Source organism: Eleftheria terrae, assembly GCF_030419005.1.
Classification (GTDB): Bacteria; Pseudomonadota; Gammaproteobacteria; order Burkholderiales; family Burkholderiaceae_C; genus Caldimonas; species Caldimonas terrae.
In genome coordinates this window covers 1,381,502-1,395,592 of sequence record NZ_CP106951.1, presented here as the reverse complement: position 1 = coordinate 1,395,592, position 14,091 = coordinate 1,381,502, and the positions used below count along the sequence as shown (strand labels likewise).

Annotated in this window: 15 protein-coding genes and 1 other RNA gene; 7 read left to right on the top strand and 9 right to left on the bottom strand. The window is 68.0% G+C overall.

All coding sequences use genetic code 11. The features are described 5' to 3' along the window. The first annotated feature begins 67 nt into the window (after positions 1 to 67). Positions 68 to 1,342: a type IV pili methyl-accepting chemotaxis transducer N-terminal domain-containing protein gene (locus N7L95_RS06125; RefSeq protein ID WP_301258932.1), complete on the top strand. Its 1,275-nt coding sequence runs from the start codon at positions 68 to 70 to the stop codon at positions 1,340 to 1,342. A gap of 170 nt (positions 1,343 to 1,512) precedes the next feature. Beyond that, entirely contained in the window at positions 1,513 to 2,574 is a 1,062-nt protein-coding gene (locus tag N7L95_RS06120) for a GGDEF domain-containing protein (RefSeq protein WP_301258931.1), read from the top strand. Here N7L95_RS06120 and N7L95_RS06115 read toward each other — a convergent pair. The 5 genes from N7L95_RS06115 to N7L95_RS06095 all read right to left on the bottom strand — a co-directional run bounded on the left by N7L95_RS06115 (position 2,556) and on the right by N7L95_RS06095 (position 4,617). Further along, entirely contained in the window at positions 2,556 to 3,368 is an 813-nt protein-coding gene (locus tag N7L95_RS06115) for a sulfite exporter TauE/SafE family protein (protein ID WP_435870064.1), read from the bottom strand. The genes N7L95_RS06120 and N7L95_RS06115 overlap by 19 nt on opposite strands. Beyond that, positions 3,365 to 3,847 (bottom strand): EVE domain-containing protein, encoded by a 483-nt coding sequence (locus N7L95_RS06110; RefSeq protein WP_301258929.1) that lies wholly within the window; start codon positions 3,845 to 3,847, stop codon positions 3,365 to 3,367. Before N7L95_RS06110 ends, N7L95_RS06115 begins: the two co-directional genes overlap by 4 nt. Before the next feature lie 12 nt (positions 3,848 to 3,859). Continuing rightward, a non-coding RNA gene (gene ssrS, locus N7L95_RS06105) (6S RNA) lies at positions 3,860 to 4,043 on the bottom strand. Positions 4,044 to 4,066: 23 nt separating this feature from the next. Continuing rightward, positions 4,067 to 4,393 (bottom strand): cell division protein ZapA, encoded by a 327-nt coding sequence (locus tag N7L95_RS06100; protein WP_301258928.1) that lies wholly within the window; start codon positions 4,391 to 4,393, stop codon positions 4,067 to 4,069. Beyond that, positions 4,393 to 4,617 (bottom strand): cell division protein ZapB, encoded by a 225-nt coding sequence (locus N7L95_RS06095; protein ID WP_301258927.1) that lies wholly within the window; start codon positions 4,615 to 4,617, stop codon positions 4,393 to 4,395. Before N7L95_RS06095 ends, N7L95_RS06100 begins: the two co-directional genes overlap by 1 nt. A 92-nt stretch (positions 4,618 to 4,709) precedes the next feature. On the opposite strand from N7L95_RS06095, the gene cobU reads away from it, so the two are divergent. From cobU to N7L95_RS06075, 4 genes are read left to right on the top strand one after another with little or no spacing between them, the layout of a single operon-like run. Next, positions 4,710 to 5,273 (top strand): bifunctional adenosylcobinamide kinase/adenosylcobinamide-phosphate guanylyltransferase, encoded by a 564-nt coding sequence (gene cobU / locus N7L95_RS06090; protein WP_435870091.1) that lies wholly within the window; start codon positions 4,710 to 4,712, stop codon positions 5,271 to 5,273. Between the two features lie 19 nt (positions 5,274 to 5,292). Continuing rightward, positions 5,293 to 6,348, top strand: a complete 1,056-nt coding sequence (cobT, locus tag N7L95_RS06085) for a nicotinate-nucleotide--dimethylbenzimidazole phosphoribosyltransferase (protein WP_301258925.1) — start codon at positions 5,293 to 5,295, stop codon at positions 6,346 to 6,348. Then, positions 6,345 to 7,142, top strand: coding sequence for an adenosylcobinamide-GDP ribazoletransferase (cobS, locus tag N7L95_RS06080; RefSeq protein ID WP_301258924.1), 798 nt, complete (start codon positions 6,345 to 6,347; stop codon positions 7,140 to 7,142). Before cobT ends, cobS begins: the two co-directional genes overlap by 4 nt. Further along, positions 7,130 to 7,693 (top strand): histidine phosphatase family protein, encoded by a 564-nt coding sequence (locus N7L95_RS06075; protein ID WP_301258923.1) that lies wholly within the window; start codon positions 7,130 to 7,132, stop codon positions 7,691 to 7,693. The genes cobS and N7L95_RS06075 overlap by 13 nt, the downstream gene beginning before the upstream one ends. Here N7L95_RS06075 and nth read toward each other — a convergent pair. The 4 genes from nth to N7L95_RS06055 all read right to left on the bottom strand — a co-directional run bounded on the left by nth (position 7,662) and on the right by N7L95_RS06055 (position 11,858). Further along, entirely contained in the window at positions 7,662 to 8,306 is a 645-nt protein-coding gene (nth, locus tag N7L95_RS06070; RefSeq protein WP_301258922.1) for an endonuclease III, read from the bottom strand. The two genes, N7L95_RS06075 and nth, sit on opposite strands and share 32 nt — an antisense overlap. 27 nt (positions 8,307 to 8,333) lie before the next feature. Beyond that, positions 8,334 to 8,999: an electron transport complex subunit RsxB gene (gene rsxB, locus N7L95_RS06065; protein ID WP_301258921.1), complete on the bottom strand. Its 666-nt coding sequence runs from the start codon at positions 8,997 to 8,999 to the stop codon at positions 8,334 to 8,336. Positions 9,000 to 9,172: 173 nt separating this feature from the next. Then, entirely contained in the window at positions 9,173 to 10,414 is a 1,242-nt protein-coding gene (locus N7L95_RS06060) for a polyhydroxyalkanoate depolymerase (protein WP_301258920.1), read from the bottom strand. A 244-nt stretch (positions 10,415 to 10,658) separates the two neighbouring features. Next, complete coding sequence (locus tag N7L95_RS06055; RefSeq protein WP_301258919.1) at positions 10,659 to 11,858, bottom strand: amino acid aminotransferase; 1,200 nt, start codon at positions 11,856 to 11,858, stop codon at positions 10,659 to 10,661. Positions 11,859 to 11,997: 139 nt separating this feature from the next. Between N7L95_RS06055 and uvrB the strand changes: the two genes are divergently transcribed. Next, entirely contained in the window at positions 11,998 to 14,085 is a 2,088-nt protein-coding gene (uvrB, locus tag N7L95_RS06050) for an excinuclease ABC subunit UvrB (RefSeq protein WP_301258918.1), read from the top strand. Positions 14,086 to 14,091 lie beyond the last annotated feature (6 nt).

The following is a 14,091-nucleotide window of genomic DNA, read 5'->3' as shown; positions in this document are numbered from 1 at the left end:
GCGTGCACCGCCATGGCGTGTTCTTTGCATCTACGCCCGTCGGTCTGGCTGAGAGCAAGAGGGGCGAATGACGTCGGTGCTGGTGGTGTGTGCAGAAGCGGCCGCGGCTGCCATGCTGGTGGCCGACCTCGACGGGGTCGGCATTCACGTGCTTGGTGCGGTGGACCGCCGCAATGTGGTGCGGGACACGGTGCGCCATGCACCGGACCTGCTGGTCTGGTCCGAGGCGGTGCCCGACGAGCCGATGTTCGAGGCCCTTGCGGCGCTGGCCTCTACCGCGCCGCTGCCGGTGGTGGTTTTCACGGCCGATGCCGATGCGGACAAGATGAGCCGGGCGCTGGCCGCGGGCGTGCATGCCTGGGTGGTCGACGGCTATGCGCCCCAGCGAGTGCGCCCCTTGCTGCACCTGGCCCAGGCCCGCTTCCGCCATGAGCAGCAGCTGCGCACCGCGCTCGAGGACGTGAGCCACCGCTTCGAGGAACGCAAGCTGGTGGACCGTGCCAAGGGTATCCTGATGCGGGCCACCCAGGTCTCCGAAGAAGAAGCGTTCCGACTGCTGCGCACCTTGTCGATGCGTGACAACCGGCGCGTCGGCCAGGTCTCGCGTCAGGTCATCGATGCAGCCCGCTACGCTGAGGCCATCAACCGCGCGGGGCAGTTGCGCATGCTGTCGCAGCGCCTGGTCAAGTTGCATGCGCTGCTCGCGGCCGAGGTCGACACGGCCGGCTCGCGGGCCCTGATGGCTGCCTCGGTGAGCCGGGTGGAGGCCAACCTCGACGTGCTGTCGCGCAGCCTGCCCGCAGCCACCTTCGGCGACTTGCTGGATGAAGTGCAGCGACTGTGGGCAGAGTTGAAGCCGAGCCTCGGCCGTCCGGCACAGGTCGCGCCCCTGGCGCCGCTCGACGAGCTGGCCGGACGGTTGCTCAAGGGCGCCGAGCGGCTCACGACGGTGCTCGAGTCGGCCAGCCAGCTCCATTCATTGCACATCGTCAATATCTGCGGGCGGCAGCGCATGTTGTCGCAGCGCCTGGCCAAGCAGGCGCTGCTGGCGCGGCTGCTCGAAGGCGCCCAGGCCGACGCCGCTCAGGCTGGCCTGCGCGAGACGGTGCAGCAGTTCGAACAATCGCTGGCCTGGCTCCAGGCGGCCCCGCTCACCACCTCCGACATCCGCCAGTTGCTGGAGGCGGCGAGCCTGAGCTGGCGGTCGTTCTCGAGCGGGCTGCAGCAGGCCCACAGGGCCGACGGGCGGCTCGCACTGGCAGCAGCCAGCGAGGACCTGCTGGAGCTGTTCGACCGGCTGACAGAGCGCTATGAGCGCAGCATCGACCTGCTCACCCGCTGAAAGCGGCACTATTTCGCGCTTGCCCGATGCCCTGAACGAGGGGGCTGCTCGCGCCATGCCAGCACATGTTCAGGCGCTTGGGTGGACAATGACGCATCCGTGCGGCAAGTCGCCCGCGGAACCCGACATTGCACCGTCCTGGAGCCGCGATCGGTTCGCCAGGCCCGCTCATGGAACAGCCGCAACTCATCGCCGGGGCGCAGAGCGCGCCCAGCCAGACGCCGCCCGACCTGCCGTCGCCGGCCTTGCTCGCGCTGCTGCTGGCAGCCACGGAACACAGCCAGGGCGCCGTCTATGCCAAGGATGGCGATGGCCGCTATGTCTATGCCAACCCCGCCGCAGCCCGCTTGCTGGGCCGCGCCGTCGAAGAGGTGCTGGGCCGCACGGACGATGAACTGCTGCCGCCCGAATTCGCTGTGCCGTTGAAGAGCGCCGATCAGGCCGCACTGGCCCAGCGCCATCCGCTCCACCGTGACGACAAGCTGCCCGGCACACCGGGCGGGCAGCCGGTGGAACTGGCGGCGGTGCGGGTGGCGGTGGTGCCGGACCCGCTGGCCGAGGCTCGCTATCTGTGCGGCGTCTGGACCGATGTGACCGAGCCGCGGCGCCACCAGGCGCAGCTGCGCCAGGCGCTGGCGCAGCTCGAACAGCAGCAGCGCCAGAACGAGGAGCTGCGCCAGGAAGTGCGCGACCAGGCGGTGCGCGACCCGGTCACCGGCGTCTACAACCGCCGCCACTTCGAAGAGCAGCTGCATCGTGAGATCGACCTCTCGATGCGCGAACACCGCGAGTTCGCCTTGGTATCGGTGCAGGTGGATGGTCATGCGCGCTTGCTGGCCACTCACGGCCGCGAGGCGGCAGAGCGCACGCTCCAGGCGCTGGGTCGGCTGCTGCGCAGCAACACCCGGGTGATGGATGCGCCCTGCCGGCTTGGCGAGGACCGTTTCGCGGTGGTGCTGTCAGGCGTCGGCCTGGCCACGGCGCATGCCCGCATGGAAAGCGTGCGCCGGCAGTGCGAGGCCCAGCTGGTGATGCTGGAGGGCGCCGAGCTGCACTTCACCGTGTCCATGGGCGTGGCCAGCTTCCCGCACACCGCCTATGACCGAGAGGGCTTGCTGCGCAGTGCCGATGCGGCGCTCGAGGAGGCCAAGCGCCGTGGCAGCAACTGCGTGATGCTGGCGGCCATTCCCTTTGGGCCGGCCGCGCCGCCCCCTCAGGCCAGCGCCTTGTAGAGCATGTAGGCGGCGAGCAGGTAGAGCGTGCAGGCAAAGGCACGCTTGAGCTGGCGCACGTTCATCGCGTGTGCTGCACGTGCCCCCAGCGGGGCGGCCAGCACGCTGGCCGAAGCGATCACCACCAGGGCCGGCAGGTAGAGGTAGCCGAAGGCGCCGGGCAGCGGCGGGGCCAACTCGCGTCCGCCAATCAGGTAGCCCAGCGTATTGGCGAGCGCGATCGGGAAGCCGAGGGCTGCGCTGGTGGCCACCGCGTTGTGGATGGGCACATTGCACCAGGTCATGAATGGCACCGAGATAAAGCCGCCCCCGGCGCCGACCAGGCCCGAGATGAAGCCGATCCCGCCGCCCGCGGCGGTGCGGCCGGCCAGCCCCGGCATCTGCCGGCTGGGCGCGGGCTTCTTGTCGAGCAGCATCTGGGTGGCCGAAAAGCCGACGAAGACCGCGAAGATGAGGGCCAGCGACTGCCCCTTGAGCAGCGCGAACACGCCTGCCCCACCGAGCAGGCCACCCAGCACGATGCCAGGTGCCAACCCGCCCACCAGGCCCCAGCGCACCGCGCCGCGCTTGTGGTGCGCGCGCACGCTGGAGATGGAGGTGAAGAGGATGGTGGCCATCGAAGTGGCGATGGCCATCTTCACCGACAGATCAGCCGAGACACCGCGGTGCGTGAGGATCAGGGTCAGGAAGGGCACCAGCAGCATGCCGCCACCGATGCCGAGCAGGCCGGCCAGGAAACCGGTGCAGGCGCCGAGGGCGAGCAGCTCGGTGACGAACCACCATTCGATGTTCAAGAAGTCTCCAACAGCTTCACGATGTGGTCCCATTCCTCGGCCGTGACCGGCGTGATCGACAGGCGGTTGCCGGGCTTGAGCACCTGCATGCCGGCCAACGCCGGGTCGGCCCGCATCTCCTTCAGGCCGAGCAGCCGCGTCTTGCGCGACAGCTGCACGTCCACATGCAGCCAGCGCGGCGCCTCGGGCGTCGATTTGGCGTCGTGGTACGGGCTTGCGGGATCGAACTGCGTCGCGTCCGGATAGGCAGCGGACGCCACGGTGGCCAGCCCGGCAATGCCAGGCTCGGGGCAGGAGGAGTGGTAGAACAGCACGCCGTCGCCGACGCGCATCGCGTCGCGCATGAAGTTGCGCGCCTGGTAGTTGCGCACGCCGACCCAGGGAACCCGTTGGCCGGGCGCCGCTGCCAGGTCGTCGATCGAGCACTCGTCGGGCTCGCTCTTCATCAGCCAGTACTGGCAGGGGGAGGCAGGGGGCATGCGAGAAATCGGAAGGTGTCCGCCACGAGCCGAGAGCCGCATTCCTGAACCCAGGGGATTCAGGTGGGCGAGGTCAGTCAAGCTTCGGGTTCATCTGACGCGAGACGATCACACCAGCAGGACGATGTTCCAAGCCCTTGCTCAAAGAGCATCGGTTCAAGGAAATATAAAACTCCCGCGAACGCGACGGACGGATTGATTCTACGCCGGATGGCGGGCTCAGATGAGTTGCCCGTCTTGTCCTAGGGCCTCGTCGATGCGACGGACCAGGGCGGCCGCATCTGTGCTTGGCGATACCGCGGGCGCCGGCACCTGGCCAGGCGCCACCGAAGGTGCCGAAGCCGGTGGCCGCTGTGCAAGTTCGAAAGCCACATTCAGCGCAGCCAGCACCGCGATGCGCTCGCGCGCCTTCACCTTGCCCGCATCGCGTATCGCACACATCTCGCGGTCGACATGGTTCACCGCCTCCAGCAAGGCCGCCTCGCCACCTTCGGTGCAACCGAGGATGTAGCTCTGCCCCATGATGGTCACTTCGATCTGCTTCATCAGACCTCTTTCTCGCCGCCGGCTTGCGGCGCGATGGCTTCAGGCAGGCGTTCGAGCAAGGCGTCGATGCGGCTGCGCGCGGCACTCAGGCGTGAGCGCAGGCTGTCGCGCTCCGCGGTCACGCCGGCCAGTTGCTGCTCCAGCAGGGCATTGGTGCGCTTGAGTTCCTCGTAGCGCACCAGCAGGCGCTCCACGCGGTCCGCGAGTTCATCGGTCTGTGACATATCGGCGAGACATCCTCCTCGGCCATTGTAGAACGGGCTCTTACAATCCCGCGCTGTCCCCGCCAACAGGGGGTATCCAAGAGGGAGGCTGGCTGTTGTCATCGTCCGTACACCTGATCCTGGGTGCCGCCCGCTCCGGCAAAAGCCGGCATGCAGAACGGCTCGCCGCGCACTGCGAGCAGCAGGGTGCCGAGGTGGTCTACATTGCCACCGCATGGCCTGGCGACGACGAGATGCGCGAGCGCATCGCCCGCCATCGGGCCGGTCGTCCTGCAAGCTGGCAGAGCATTGAACTGCCGCCCGGCGGCGCGGCCCTGGCCGCAGCACTGCGCGAGCACGCGACGCCGGGGCGCTGCGTGCTGGTCGACTGCCTGACGCTGTGGCTGTCGCAACTGCTCTGTCCACCGCCCGGTGTGGCGCCCGAGCCGGCGCAGCCGGCCGTCGAGGCGCTGCTGCTGGCCTTGCAGCAGGTGCCGGGCACGGTGCTGCTGGTGTCCAACGAGATCGGCTGGGGCGTGATGCCGCTGAGCCGCGAGGCGCGGGCCGCGGTGGATGCGCTCGGGCGTCTGCACCAGCAGGTGGCCGAGATCGCCGCGCGAGTCACGCTCACCGTCGCGGGCATTCCGATGCAGGTCAAGCCGGCGGCAGCCGCGTGAGGCAAGAATCCCTTCACACATGAATCACTTCGATTATCTCGCACCCTCGGTGGCGCCTGCCGCCAATGCCGCCCTCGCCGCGCGCCTGCAACAACGTATCGATCGCAAGACCAAGCCGCTTGGCGCGCTCGGGCGGCTGGAGCGCCTGGCGCTCCAGCTGGGCTTGGCGCTGGCCAGTGACACACCGCAGCTGGAGCAGCCGCAGCTGATCGTGTTTGCCGGCGACCATGGTCTGGCTGCGCAGGGCGTCTCGGCCTACCCTAGCGACGTCACCTGGCAGATGGTGGAGAACTTCCTGGCGGGCGGGGCCGCGGTGAGCGTGCTGGCACGCCAGCACGGTATGGCGCTGACGGTGGTGGATGCGGGCGTCCGGCACGACTTCCAGCCGCGGCCGGGCCTGCAGCTGCGCAAGATCGCTGCTGGCACCCAGGACGCGAGCCGGGGCCCGGCGATGACAGCGGCCCAGTGCCAGGCGGCCCTGGCCGCCGGTGCGCAGGTGCTGCGCGAGCGGCCCGGCAATGTGGTGCTGCTGGGGGAGATGGGCATCGGCAACACCTCGTGCGCCTCCTTGTTGATGGCACGCCTGTGTGGCCTGCCCATCGAAGCGTGCGTCGGCCGGGGCACCGGCCTGAACGACGCGGCGCTGCAGCGCAAGCAGCGAGTGCTGGCCCAGGCACTCGAGGTGAACCATGAGGCGCGCGAACCGCTGGCTGCGCTGGCGGCACTGGGTGGCTTCGAGGTCGCGATGATGGTCGGCGCCATGCTGGAGGCCGCCCATGAGCGTCGTGTCATCGTGGTGGACGGCTTCATCGCCAGCGCAGCGGTGCTGGTGGCGCGGGCACTTGCACCGGCGCTGCTCGACTACTGCGTGTTTGCGCACTGCTCCGGCGAGCAGGGGCACCGGGCGCTGCTGCAGCACCTGGGCGCCGAGCCGCTGCTGGACCTTGGCATGCGGCTCGGCGAAGGTTCGGGCGCCGCGGTGGCCTGGCCGTTGATCGATTCCAGCCTGCGCCTGCTCGACGAGATGGCCAGCTTCGAGTCGGCCGGGGTGTCCGACGGCATGCCTGGCACATGAGGTGGCTCGCCCACGAGGTGCGCCTGGCGCTGATCGGCTGCCAGTTCCTGACCCGGTTGCCGCTGCCGGACTGGTTGACGCGCTGGGTGGGCTATCAGGATGCATGGCTGCAGGCCAGCGCGCGGCACTTCCCGCTGGTGGGCGCCGCGGTGGGGGCGGTGGCTGCCTCGGTGCTGCTGGCGGCAGCCACTGTGCTGGGCATGCCGGCCGCCACCGGCCTGTGCATCGCCGCCAGCCTGCTGCTGACCGGCGGCTTTCACGAGGACGGCTGGGCCGACACCTGTGACGGCCTGGGCGGCGCCAGCAGCCGCCAGCGCGCGCTGGAGATCATGAAGGATTCGCGCATCGGCGCCTATGGGGCCATGGGCCTGTTCGTGATGCTCGGCCTGAAGTGGGCAGCGCTGGCCAGCATGCCACCTGCGCTCGCCGCGCCGGCCTTGCTGCTGGCCCACACCGGCTCACGCACCGTGGCGGTGAGCCTGATCCGCTGGCTGCCCTATGCCGGCGACCTGGAGCAGGCCAAGGCCAAGCCCTTGTCGCGCCATCTGTCGAACCCGGGCTGGGCGGTGGCGCTCGGGTGGGCGGCATGCGCTGGCGCTGCCTGCCTGGCCTGGCTCTCGCTGCCGGCCGTGGCGGCAGCACTGTTGGCCATGGCGGCAGCCGGCCTGTACTGCCGGCGCTGGTTCCGCCGGCGGCTGGGCGGCTACACCGGCGACTGCCTGGGCGCTTCCCAGCAACTGAGCGAGCTGGCCGCCTACCTGGCGGTGCTCGGGGCGTGGCGATGCACTGCCTGATCTGGCGCCACCCGAAGCCCCGCGGTGCGCAGGGCCGCTGCATCGGCCGAACCGACCTGCCGGTAGACCCGCGCAAGGCGAAGCGGCTGGCCCACCGCATTCGCCGCGCGGCGCGCCGCGAAGGCTGGCCGCGCGAGGTGTGGACCTCGCCGCTGCAGCGGGGCGCGGCGGTGGGCCGCTGGCTGGCGCGCTGGGGCTGGCGCCATGAGTGCGACGCACGGCTGGCGGAACTCGACTTCGGCGAGTGGGACGGCCGGCATTGGCAGGATATTGGCGCCGGACCGGTGCAGGCCTGGTGCGACGATTTCGCTGCCCTGGCGCCGGGTGGTGGCGAGGCGCTGGTCCAGCTGTTCGACCGTTGTCTGTCCTTCCTGCGCGAGCAGGAGCCGGCCGCGGTGCGGCTGGTGGTGGGCCACGGCGGCTGGATGAACGCCGTGGCGCTGCTGGCTGCCGGCCGCGGCCTGCCGCACTCGCCCGGTGACTGGCCGGCAGCGCCCCGCTATGGCGCGCTGCGGCGCTTCAGCCTGACGGTGGCGGTGTCTTCGGGGTGAAATCGCAGTACTGGGCAACGGCGCACTTGTAGCACAGCGGCTTGCGCGCCACGCAGACATAGCGGCCGTGCAGGATGAGCCAGTGGTGGGCGTCCACCAGGTAGGCGGGTGGCACGCGGCGCAGCAAGGCCAGCTCGACTTGCAGCGGGTTCTTCCCCGGCGCCAGTCCGGTGCGGTTGCTGACGCGGAAGATGTGCGTGTCGACCGCCATCGTCGGCTCGCCGAAGGCGACATTGAGCACCACATTGGCGGTCTTGCGGCCCACGCCCGGCAAGGCCTCGAGCGCTTCGCGAGTGCGTGGCACCACGCCGCCGTGCTGCTCCACCAGGATGCGGCAGGTCTCCAGCAGGTGCTTGGCCTTGCTGCGGTAGAGGCCGATGGTCTTGATGTACTCGCACAGCCCGTCGTGGCCCAGCGCCAGGATCTTCTGCGGTGTGTTGGCCACCGGGAACAGCCGGCGGGTGGCCTTGTTCACACCGACGTCGGTCGCCTGTGCCGACAGCAGAACCGCCGTCAGCAGCTCGAAGACGCTGGTGTACTCCAGCTCGGTGTTGGGCTGCGGATTGGCAGCCTTGAGGGTGGCGAAGAAGGGCTCGATGTCAGAGACGCGCATGCGGCGCAAGTGTAGCGAGCCGCGGGTTCAACCGCCGCTGCGCTGCTGCCGGGCGCGCTGCAGCGCGGCCTCGATGATGGCCCGCTTGCGGTCGATCTGCGCCGGATCGGTCAGGCGGGTTTCGGCCGGCAGGTTGGCCAGCTTGCGCTCGGCCTTGGCGGCCAGTCGCTCGTCGTTTTCCTGCTTGTCGCGCACCAGCCGCAGGCGGTGGAAGGCATGGCGCTCGCGTGCCTGGCCGGCTTGCTCCTCGCTCCACGCCTGCCAGCCGGTACGCCCCGGGGTGGCCGAGGCCAGCGAGATGCAATCGACCGGGCAGACCGGCACGCACAGCTCGCAACCGGTGCACAAGGCGTCGATCACGCTGTGCATCTGTTTCGGCGCGCCGACGATGCAGTCCACCGGGCAGGCCTTGATGCACAGCGTGCAGCCGATGCACCAGTCTTCGTCGATGATCGCCAGCCGGCGCTCGCCCTCGATGCCATGGGCCGGGTTCAGCGGCCGCTCGGGCTGGCCGGTGAGCGCAGCCAGTCGGGCGATGCCCTCGGCGCCGCCGGGCGGGCACTGGTCGATGCCGGCGCGGCCCTCGGCGATCGCTTCGGCATAGCTGCGGCAGTCCGGATACCCGCACCGGGTGCATTGCGTCTGCGGCAGCAGTGCATCGATGGCGTCGGCCGTGACGGTAGGGTGAGGCATGGACTCGGAAGACATGGACGCCGGGACGGTCAGGGCAGGGCGGGCGGGGGGTGGCGTTGCTCCGGATGCCGGCAACACCGCGCCCACCGGCGCCTGGCTTGCGAGGGATCGCAGGCAACGCCGCGCGGCGCGGCGCATTGTAGCCACGGGCCACCGGGCCGGCGGCCGCGGCTTTACTTCTCGTGCTTGGCGATGAAATCGCGCACCCGGGGATACACCTTCTCGCGCCAACGCCGGCCGGAGAAGATGCCGTAGTGCCCGGCACCTTCCACCGTGTAGTGCGGCTGCTCGTCCTTCGGGATGCCGGTGCACAGTTCGTGTGCCACGCGGGTCTGGCCGGCGCCGGAGATGTCGTCCAGCTCGCCTTCCACGGTCAGCAGCGCGGTGGTCTTGATGTCCTGCGGCCGGACGTACTCGCCCCTCACCTGCCAGGTGCCATTGACCAGTGCGAAGTCCTGGAAGACGGTCTTGATGGTGTCCAGGTAGTACTCGGCGGGCATGTCGAGCACCGCGTTGTACTCGTCGTAGAAGGTGCGGTGTTGCTCGACGCTTTCATCGTCACCACGCACCAGGTCCAGGAAGTAGTCGTAGTGCGAGCTGAGGTGCCGGTCCGGGTTCATCGCGACGAAGCCGGTGTGCTGAAGGAAGCCCGGGTAAACGCGCCGTCCCGCGCCCGGGTAGTTGGGCGGCACCCGGTAGATGACATTGTTCTCGAACCACTCGTAGCTCTTGTTCATCGCCAGGTTGTTGACCGCGGTCGGGCTCTTGCGGGCATCGATGGGCCCACCCATCATGGTCATCGTGCGCGGCGTCGGCTCGCCGCGGCTGGCCATCAGCGAGATAGCCGCCAGTACCGGCACGGTGGGCTGGCAGACCGAGATGACGTGCACGTCCGGCCCGATGTGGCGGATGAAGTCCTGCACATACTCGACATAGTCGTCGAGATGGAAGGGGCCCGCGTCGAGCGGCACCATGCGGGCATCGACCCAGTCGGTGATGTAGACCTTGTGGTCCCGCAGCAGCATGCGGACCGTGTCGCGCAGCAGGGTGGCGTGGTGGCCCGACAGGGGCGCCACCACCAGCACCGAGGGTTGCGACTTCATCGTGGTGAGCAGCTCCACCTCGTCAGTGAAGCGCTTGAAGCGGCGCAGCTGGCAGAAGGGCTTGTTGACCGCGATCTGTTCCTGCACCGCGATGTCGGTGCCTTCGACCTGAACCGTGGTGATGCCGAACTGCGGTTTCTCGTATTCCTTCGCCAAGCGGTGCATCAGGTCGAAGCAGGCGGCGACCCGGTCGGCGCCCGGCGTGTGCGTCAGCGGCGACAGCGGGTGGCTGTAGAGCTTGGATGAAGCGCTCGCGAACTCCGCAAAAGGGCTGAGCCAGGCGCGTTGGGTTTCATACAGTTGGTACAGCATCGGAGGCCCTTTCTCTACGTACAGGCGCCGTGCAGCGGCGGCCCGTGGCCGAGGGAGTGGTGCAAGCGGCGTGCGCAAGCCGAACGGATGTTGCGGCGCACCATTCTAAGTTCGGTAATCGGATGTTTGCAGAGGCAGGCCTTCGCCGAAACCCGGAATAAGCCCGGATTCCAAAGCCAGAAACCGAGTCCAAGGCGAAAAAAATGGGCCAGTCGGCCCATTTTTTGTCACACAGATGACAACATCAAATGACTTTGGCGATGCAGGCGACCACGTAGTCGATGTTCTTGCTGTTCAAGGCGGCGACACAGATGCGACCAGAATCGACGCCATAGACGCCGAATTCCGTACGCAAACGCTGCATTTGCTCCTTGCTCAGTCCTGAATAGCTGAACATTCCCTTTTGCTGCGTCACGAAGCTCATGTCCTGTGCAACATTTGCCGACTTCAGCTTTTCGACCAGGGCGCCGCGCATCTGCTTGATCCGCACACGCATCTCGGCCAGTTCCTGCTCCCACATCTGGCGCAGGGCCGGTGTGGTCAGCACCGTGGCCACCACCTGGGCGCCATGGGTCGGCGGGTTCGAGTAGTTGGTGCGGATGACGCGCTTGAGCTGGCTCAGCACGCGATCGGCTTCTTCCTTGGTCTGCGCCACCACGCTGAGGGCGCCCACCCGCTCGCCATAGAGCGAGAAACTCTTGGAGAAGGAGGTCGAGACGAAAAAGTCAAGGCCCGACGCGATGAAGCGGCCGACCACGGCGCCGTCTTCGGCGATGCCTTCGCCGAAGCCCTGGTAGGCCATGTCGAGGAAAGGCACCAGGCTGCCGGCCTTGACGACCTCGATGACCTCTTCCCATTGGGCGGGCGACAGGTCATAGCCGGTCGGGTTGTGGCAGCAGGCGTGCAGCACGACGATGGTGCCGGCCGCTGCCGCCTTGAGGTCGGCCAGCAGGCCTTCGAAATTGATGCCTCGCTTGGCCGCATCGTAGTAGGCGTAGGTGCCGACCGTGAAGCCGGCGCTCTCGAACAGCGCGCGGTGGTTCTCCCAGCTGGGGTCGCTGATCAGCACGCGGGCGTCGGGATTCACCTTCTTCAGGAAGTCGGCGCCCACCTTCAGCCCGCCGGTGCCGCCGAGGCCCTGCACGGTGGCGATGCGGCCTGCCTTCACGGCGGCGCTGTCGGCGCCGAAGACCAGGCCCTGCACCGCCTTGTCGTAGGCCGCGATGCCGTCGATGGGCAGGTAGCCGCGCGCCTTCGGGGCCTCGAGCATCTGCTGCTCGGCGGCCTGCACGCACTTCAGCAGCGGGAGCTTGCCGTTGTCGTCGTAGTACACGCCCACGCCCAGGTTGACCTTGTTCGGGTTGGGATCGGCGTTGAACTGTTCGTTGAGACCCAGGATGGGGTCGCGCGGAGCCATGTCGACAGCGGCAAAAAGCGATGCCATGGAAACTATCCTTGTCAGTGGAGGGGAGCGGGCAATTGGGCTAACCTTGATGGCTACCGGCCCCAGTCGCAGCCAATTACTTCACACATGGAGCATCTGGCGGCCCGTAGCCCCTTCATTCTAGGCTGCTGACCTTCCCATGGCCGACACATTGACCGAAGTTCCCGCGCTCGACGACAACAAGTTCGTGCAGTTTCCGGACTCGCCCTTCCAGCTGTACCAGCCCTATCCACCGGCCGGTGACCAACCCAACGCGATCGCGCAGCTGGTGGAGGGGGTGAACGACGGCCTCAGTTTCCAGACCCTGCTGGGCGTGACCGGCTCGGGCAAGACCTTCACGATGGCCAATGTCATTGCCCGCTGCGGGCGCCCGGCCATCGTGTTCGCGCCGAACAAGACGCTGGCGGCCCAGCTGTATGCCGAGTTCCGCGAGTTCTTCCCGCGCAATGCGGTGGAGTACTTCGTGAGCTACTACGACTACTACCAGCCCGAGGCCTATGTGCCTCAGCGCGACCTCTACATCGAGAAGGACAGCGCGATCAACGAGCACATCGAGCAGATGCGCCTGTCGGCCACCAAGAGCCTGCTGGAGCGGCGTGACGTGGTCATCGTCGCGACGGTCTCCGCCATCTACGGCATCGGCAATCCGAGCGACTACCACCAGATGGTGATGACGATGCGGGTCGGTGACAAGATCGGCCAGCGCGACGCCATCTCGCAGCTGATCCGCATGCAGTACAAGCGCAACGAGATCGACTTCGGGCGCGGCACCTTCCGGGTCCGCGGCGACACCATCGACGTCTTTCCGGCCGAGCATTCGGAGCTGGCAGTCCGCATCGAGCTGTTCGATGACGAGATCGATTCGCTGCAGCTGTTCGACCCGCTGACCGGGCGCATCCGCCAGAAGATCCCGCGCTTCACCATCTACCCCAGCAGCCACTACGTGACACCGCGCGAGCGGGTGCTGTCGGCGATCGAAGGCATCAAGGAGGAGCTGCGCACGCGGCTCGACGAACTGGTCAAGGCCGGCAAGCTGGTGGAGGCGCAGCGGCTCGAGCAGCGCACCCGCTTCGACCTGGAGATGCTGCAGGAGATCGGCCACTGCAAGGGCATCGAGAACTACACCCGCCATGTCTCGGGCTCGCGCCCGGGCGATCCGCCGTCCACGCTGGTGGACTACCTGCCGCCGGACTCGCTGATGTTCCTCGACGAAAGCCACGTGATGATTGGCCAGCTCGGCGGCATGTACAACGGCGACCGGGCGCGCAAGACGACGCTGGTGGAGTACGGCTTTCGCCTGCCCAGCGCCCTCGACAACCGGCCGCTGAAGTTCGAGGAGTTCGAGCGCAAGATGCGCCAGGTGGTCTTTGTCTCCGCCACCCCGGCCGACTACGAGAAGCGCACGGCGGGGCAGGTGGTGGAGCAGCTCGTGCGGCCTACCGGCCTGGTGGATCCGGTGGTGGAGGTGCGCCCCGCCACCCACCAGGTGGACGATGTGCTGCAAGAGATCCGCGAGCGCATCGAAGTCAATGAGCGGGTGCTGATCACCACGCTCACCAAACGCATGGCCGAGCAGCTGACCGACTACCTGTCAGACAACGGCGTCAAGGTGCGCTACCTCCACTCGGACATCGACACCGTGGAGCGGGTGGAGATCCTGCGCGACCTGCGCCTTGGCACCTTCGACGTGCTGGTTGGCATCAACCTGCTGCGCGAGGGGCTGGACATCCCCGAGGTGTCGCTGGTCGCCATCCTGGACGCCGACAAGGAAGGCTTCCTGCGTGCCGAGCGCTCCCTGATCCAGACCATTGGCCGTGCGGCGCGCAATGTCAACGGCAAAGCCATCCTGTACGCCGACAAGATGACCGACTCGATGAACCGGGCCATCGGCGAAACGCAGCGCCGGCGTGAGCGGCAGCTGGCGCACAACGCGGCGCAAGGCATTACACCGCGCAGCGTCACCAAGCAGATCAAGGAGCTGATCGACGGTGTGTTCTCCGGCCAGGAAACGCGCCAGGACCTCAAGGCCGCCGAGGAGGCCGCCAAGGTCGAGGCGCTGTCGGAAAAGGACCTGGGCAAGCGCATCAAGCAGCTCGAGAAGCAGATGCTCGAGCACGCCCGCAACCTGGAGTTCGAGAAGGCGGCCCGCCTGCGGGACCAGCTGGCGTTGCTGAAGGAGCAGGCCTTCGGTGCCAGCGGTGGCGACCACGTGGTGCCGCTGCGCTGAACCGCC

Bases quoted from the DNA above. Each gene is read 5' to 3' on its own strand.
- N7L95_RS06110 (WP_301258929.1), bottom strand. From the start codon at position 3,847: ATGCCCCCTGCCTCCCCCTGCCAGTACTGGCTGATGAAGAGCGAGCCC.
- cobT (WP_301258925.1), top strand. From the start codon at position 5,293: ATGAATCACTTCGATTATCTCGCACCCTCGGTGGCGCCTGCCGCCAAT.
- nth (WP_301258922.1), bottom strand. From the start codon at position 8,306: ATGCGCGTCTCTGACATCGAGCCCTTCTTCGCCACCCTCAAGGCTGCC.
- N7L95_RS06100 (WP_301258928.1), bottom strand. From the start codon at position 4,393: ATGAAGCAGATCGAAGTGACCATCATGGGGCAGAGCTACATCCTCGGT.
- N7L95_RS06055 (WP_301258919.1), bottom strand. From the start codon at position 11,858: ATGGCATCGCTTTTTGCCGCTGTCGACATGGCTCCGCGCGACCCCATC.
- cobS (WP_301258924.1), top strand. From the start codon at position 6,345: ATGAGGTGGCTCGCCCACGAGGTGCGCCTGGCGCTGATCGGCTGCCAG.
- N7L95_RS06060 (WP_301258920.1), bottom strand. From the start codon at position 10,414: ATGCTGTACCAACTGTATGAAACCCAACGCGCCTGGCTCAGCCCTTTT.
- rsxB (WP_301258921.1), bottom strand. From the start codon at position 8,999: ATGCCTCACCCTACCGTCACGGCCGACGCCATCGATGCACTGCTGCCG.
- N7L95_RS06095 (WP_301258927.1), bottom strand. From the start codon at position 4,617: ATGTCACAGACCGATGAACTCGCGGACCGCGTGGAGCGCCTGCTGGTG.
- N7L95_RS06120 (WP_301258931.1), top strand. From the start codon at position 1,513: ATGGAACAGCCGCAACTCATCGCCGGGGCGCAGAGCGCGCCCAGCCAG.
- N7L95_RS06125 (WP_301258932.1), top strand. From the start codon at position 68: ATGACGTCGGTGCTGGTGGTGTGTGCAGAAGCGGCCGCGGCTGCCATG.
- uvrB (WP_301258918.1), top strand. From the start codon at position 11,998: ATGGCCGACACATTGACCGAAGTTCCCGCGCTCGACGACAACAAGTTC.
- N7L95_RS06075 (WP_301258923.1), top strand. From the start codon at position 7,130: ATGCACTGCCTGATCTGGCGCCACCCGAAGCCCCGCGGTGCGCAGGGC.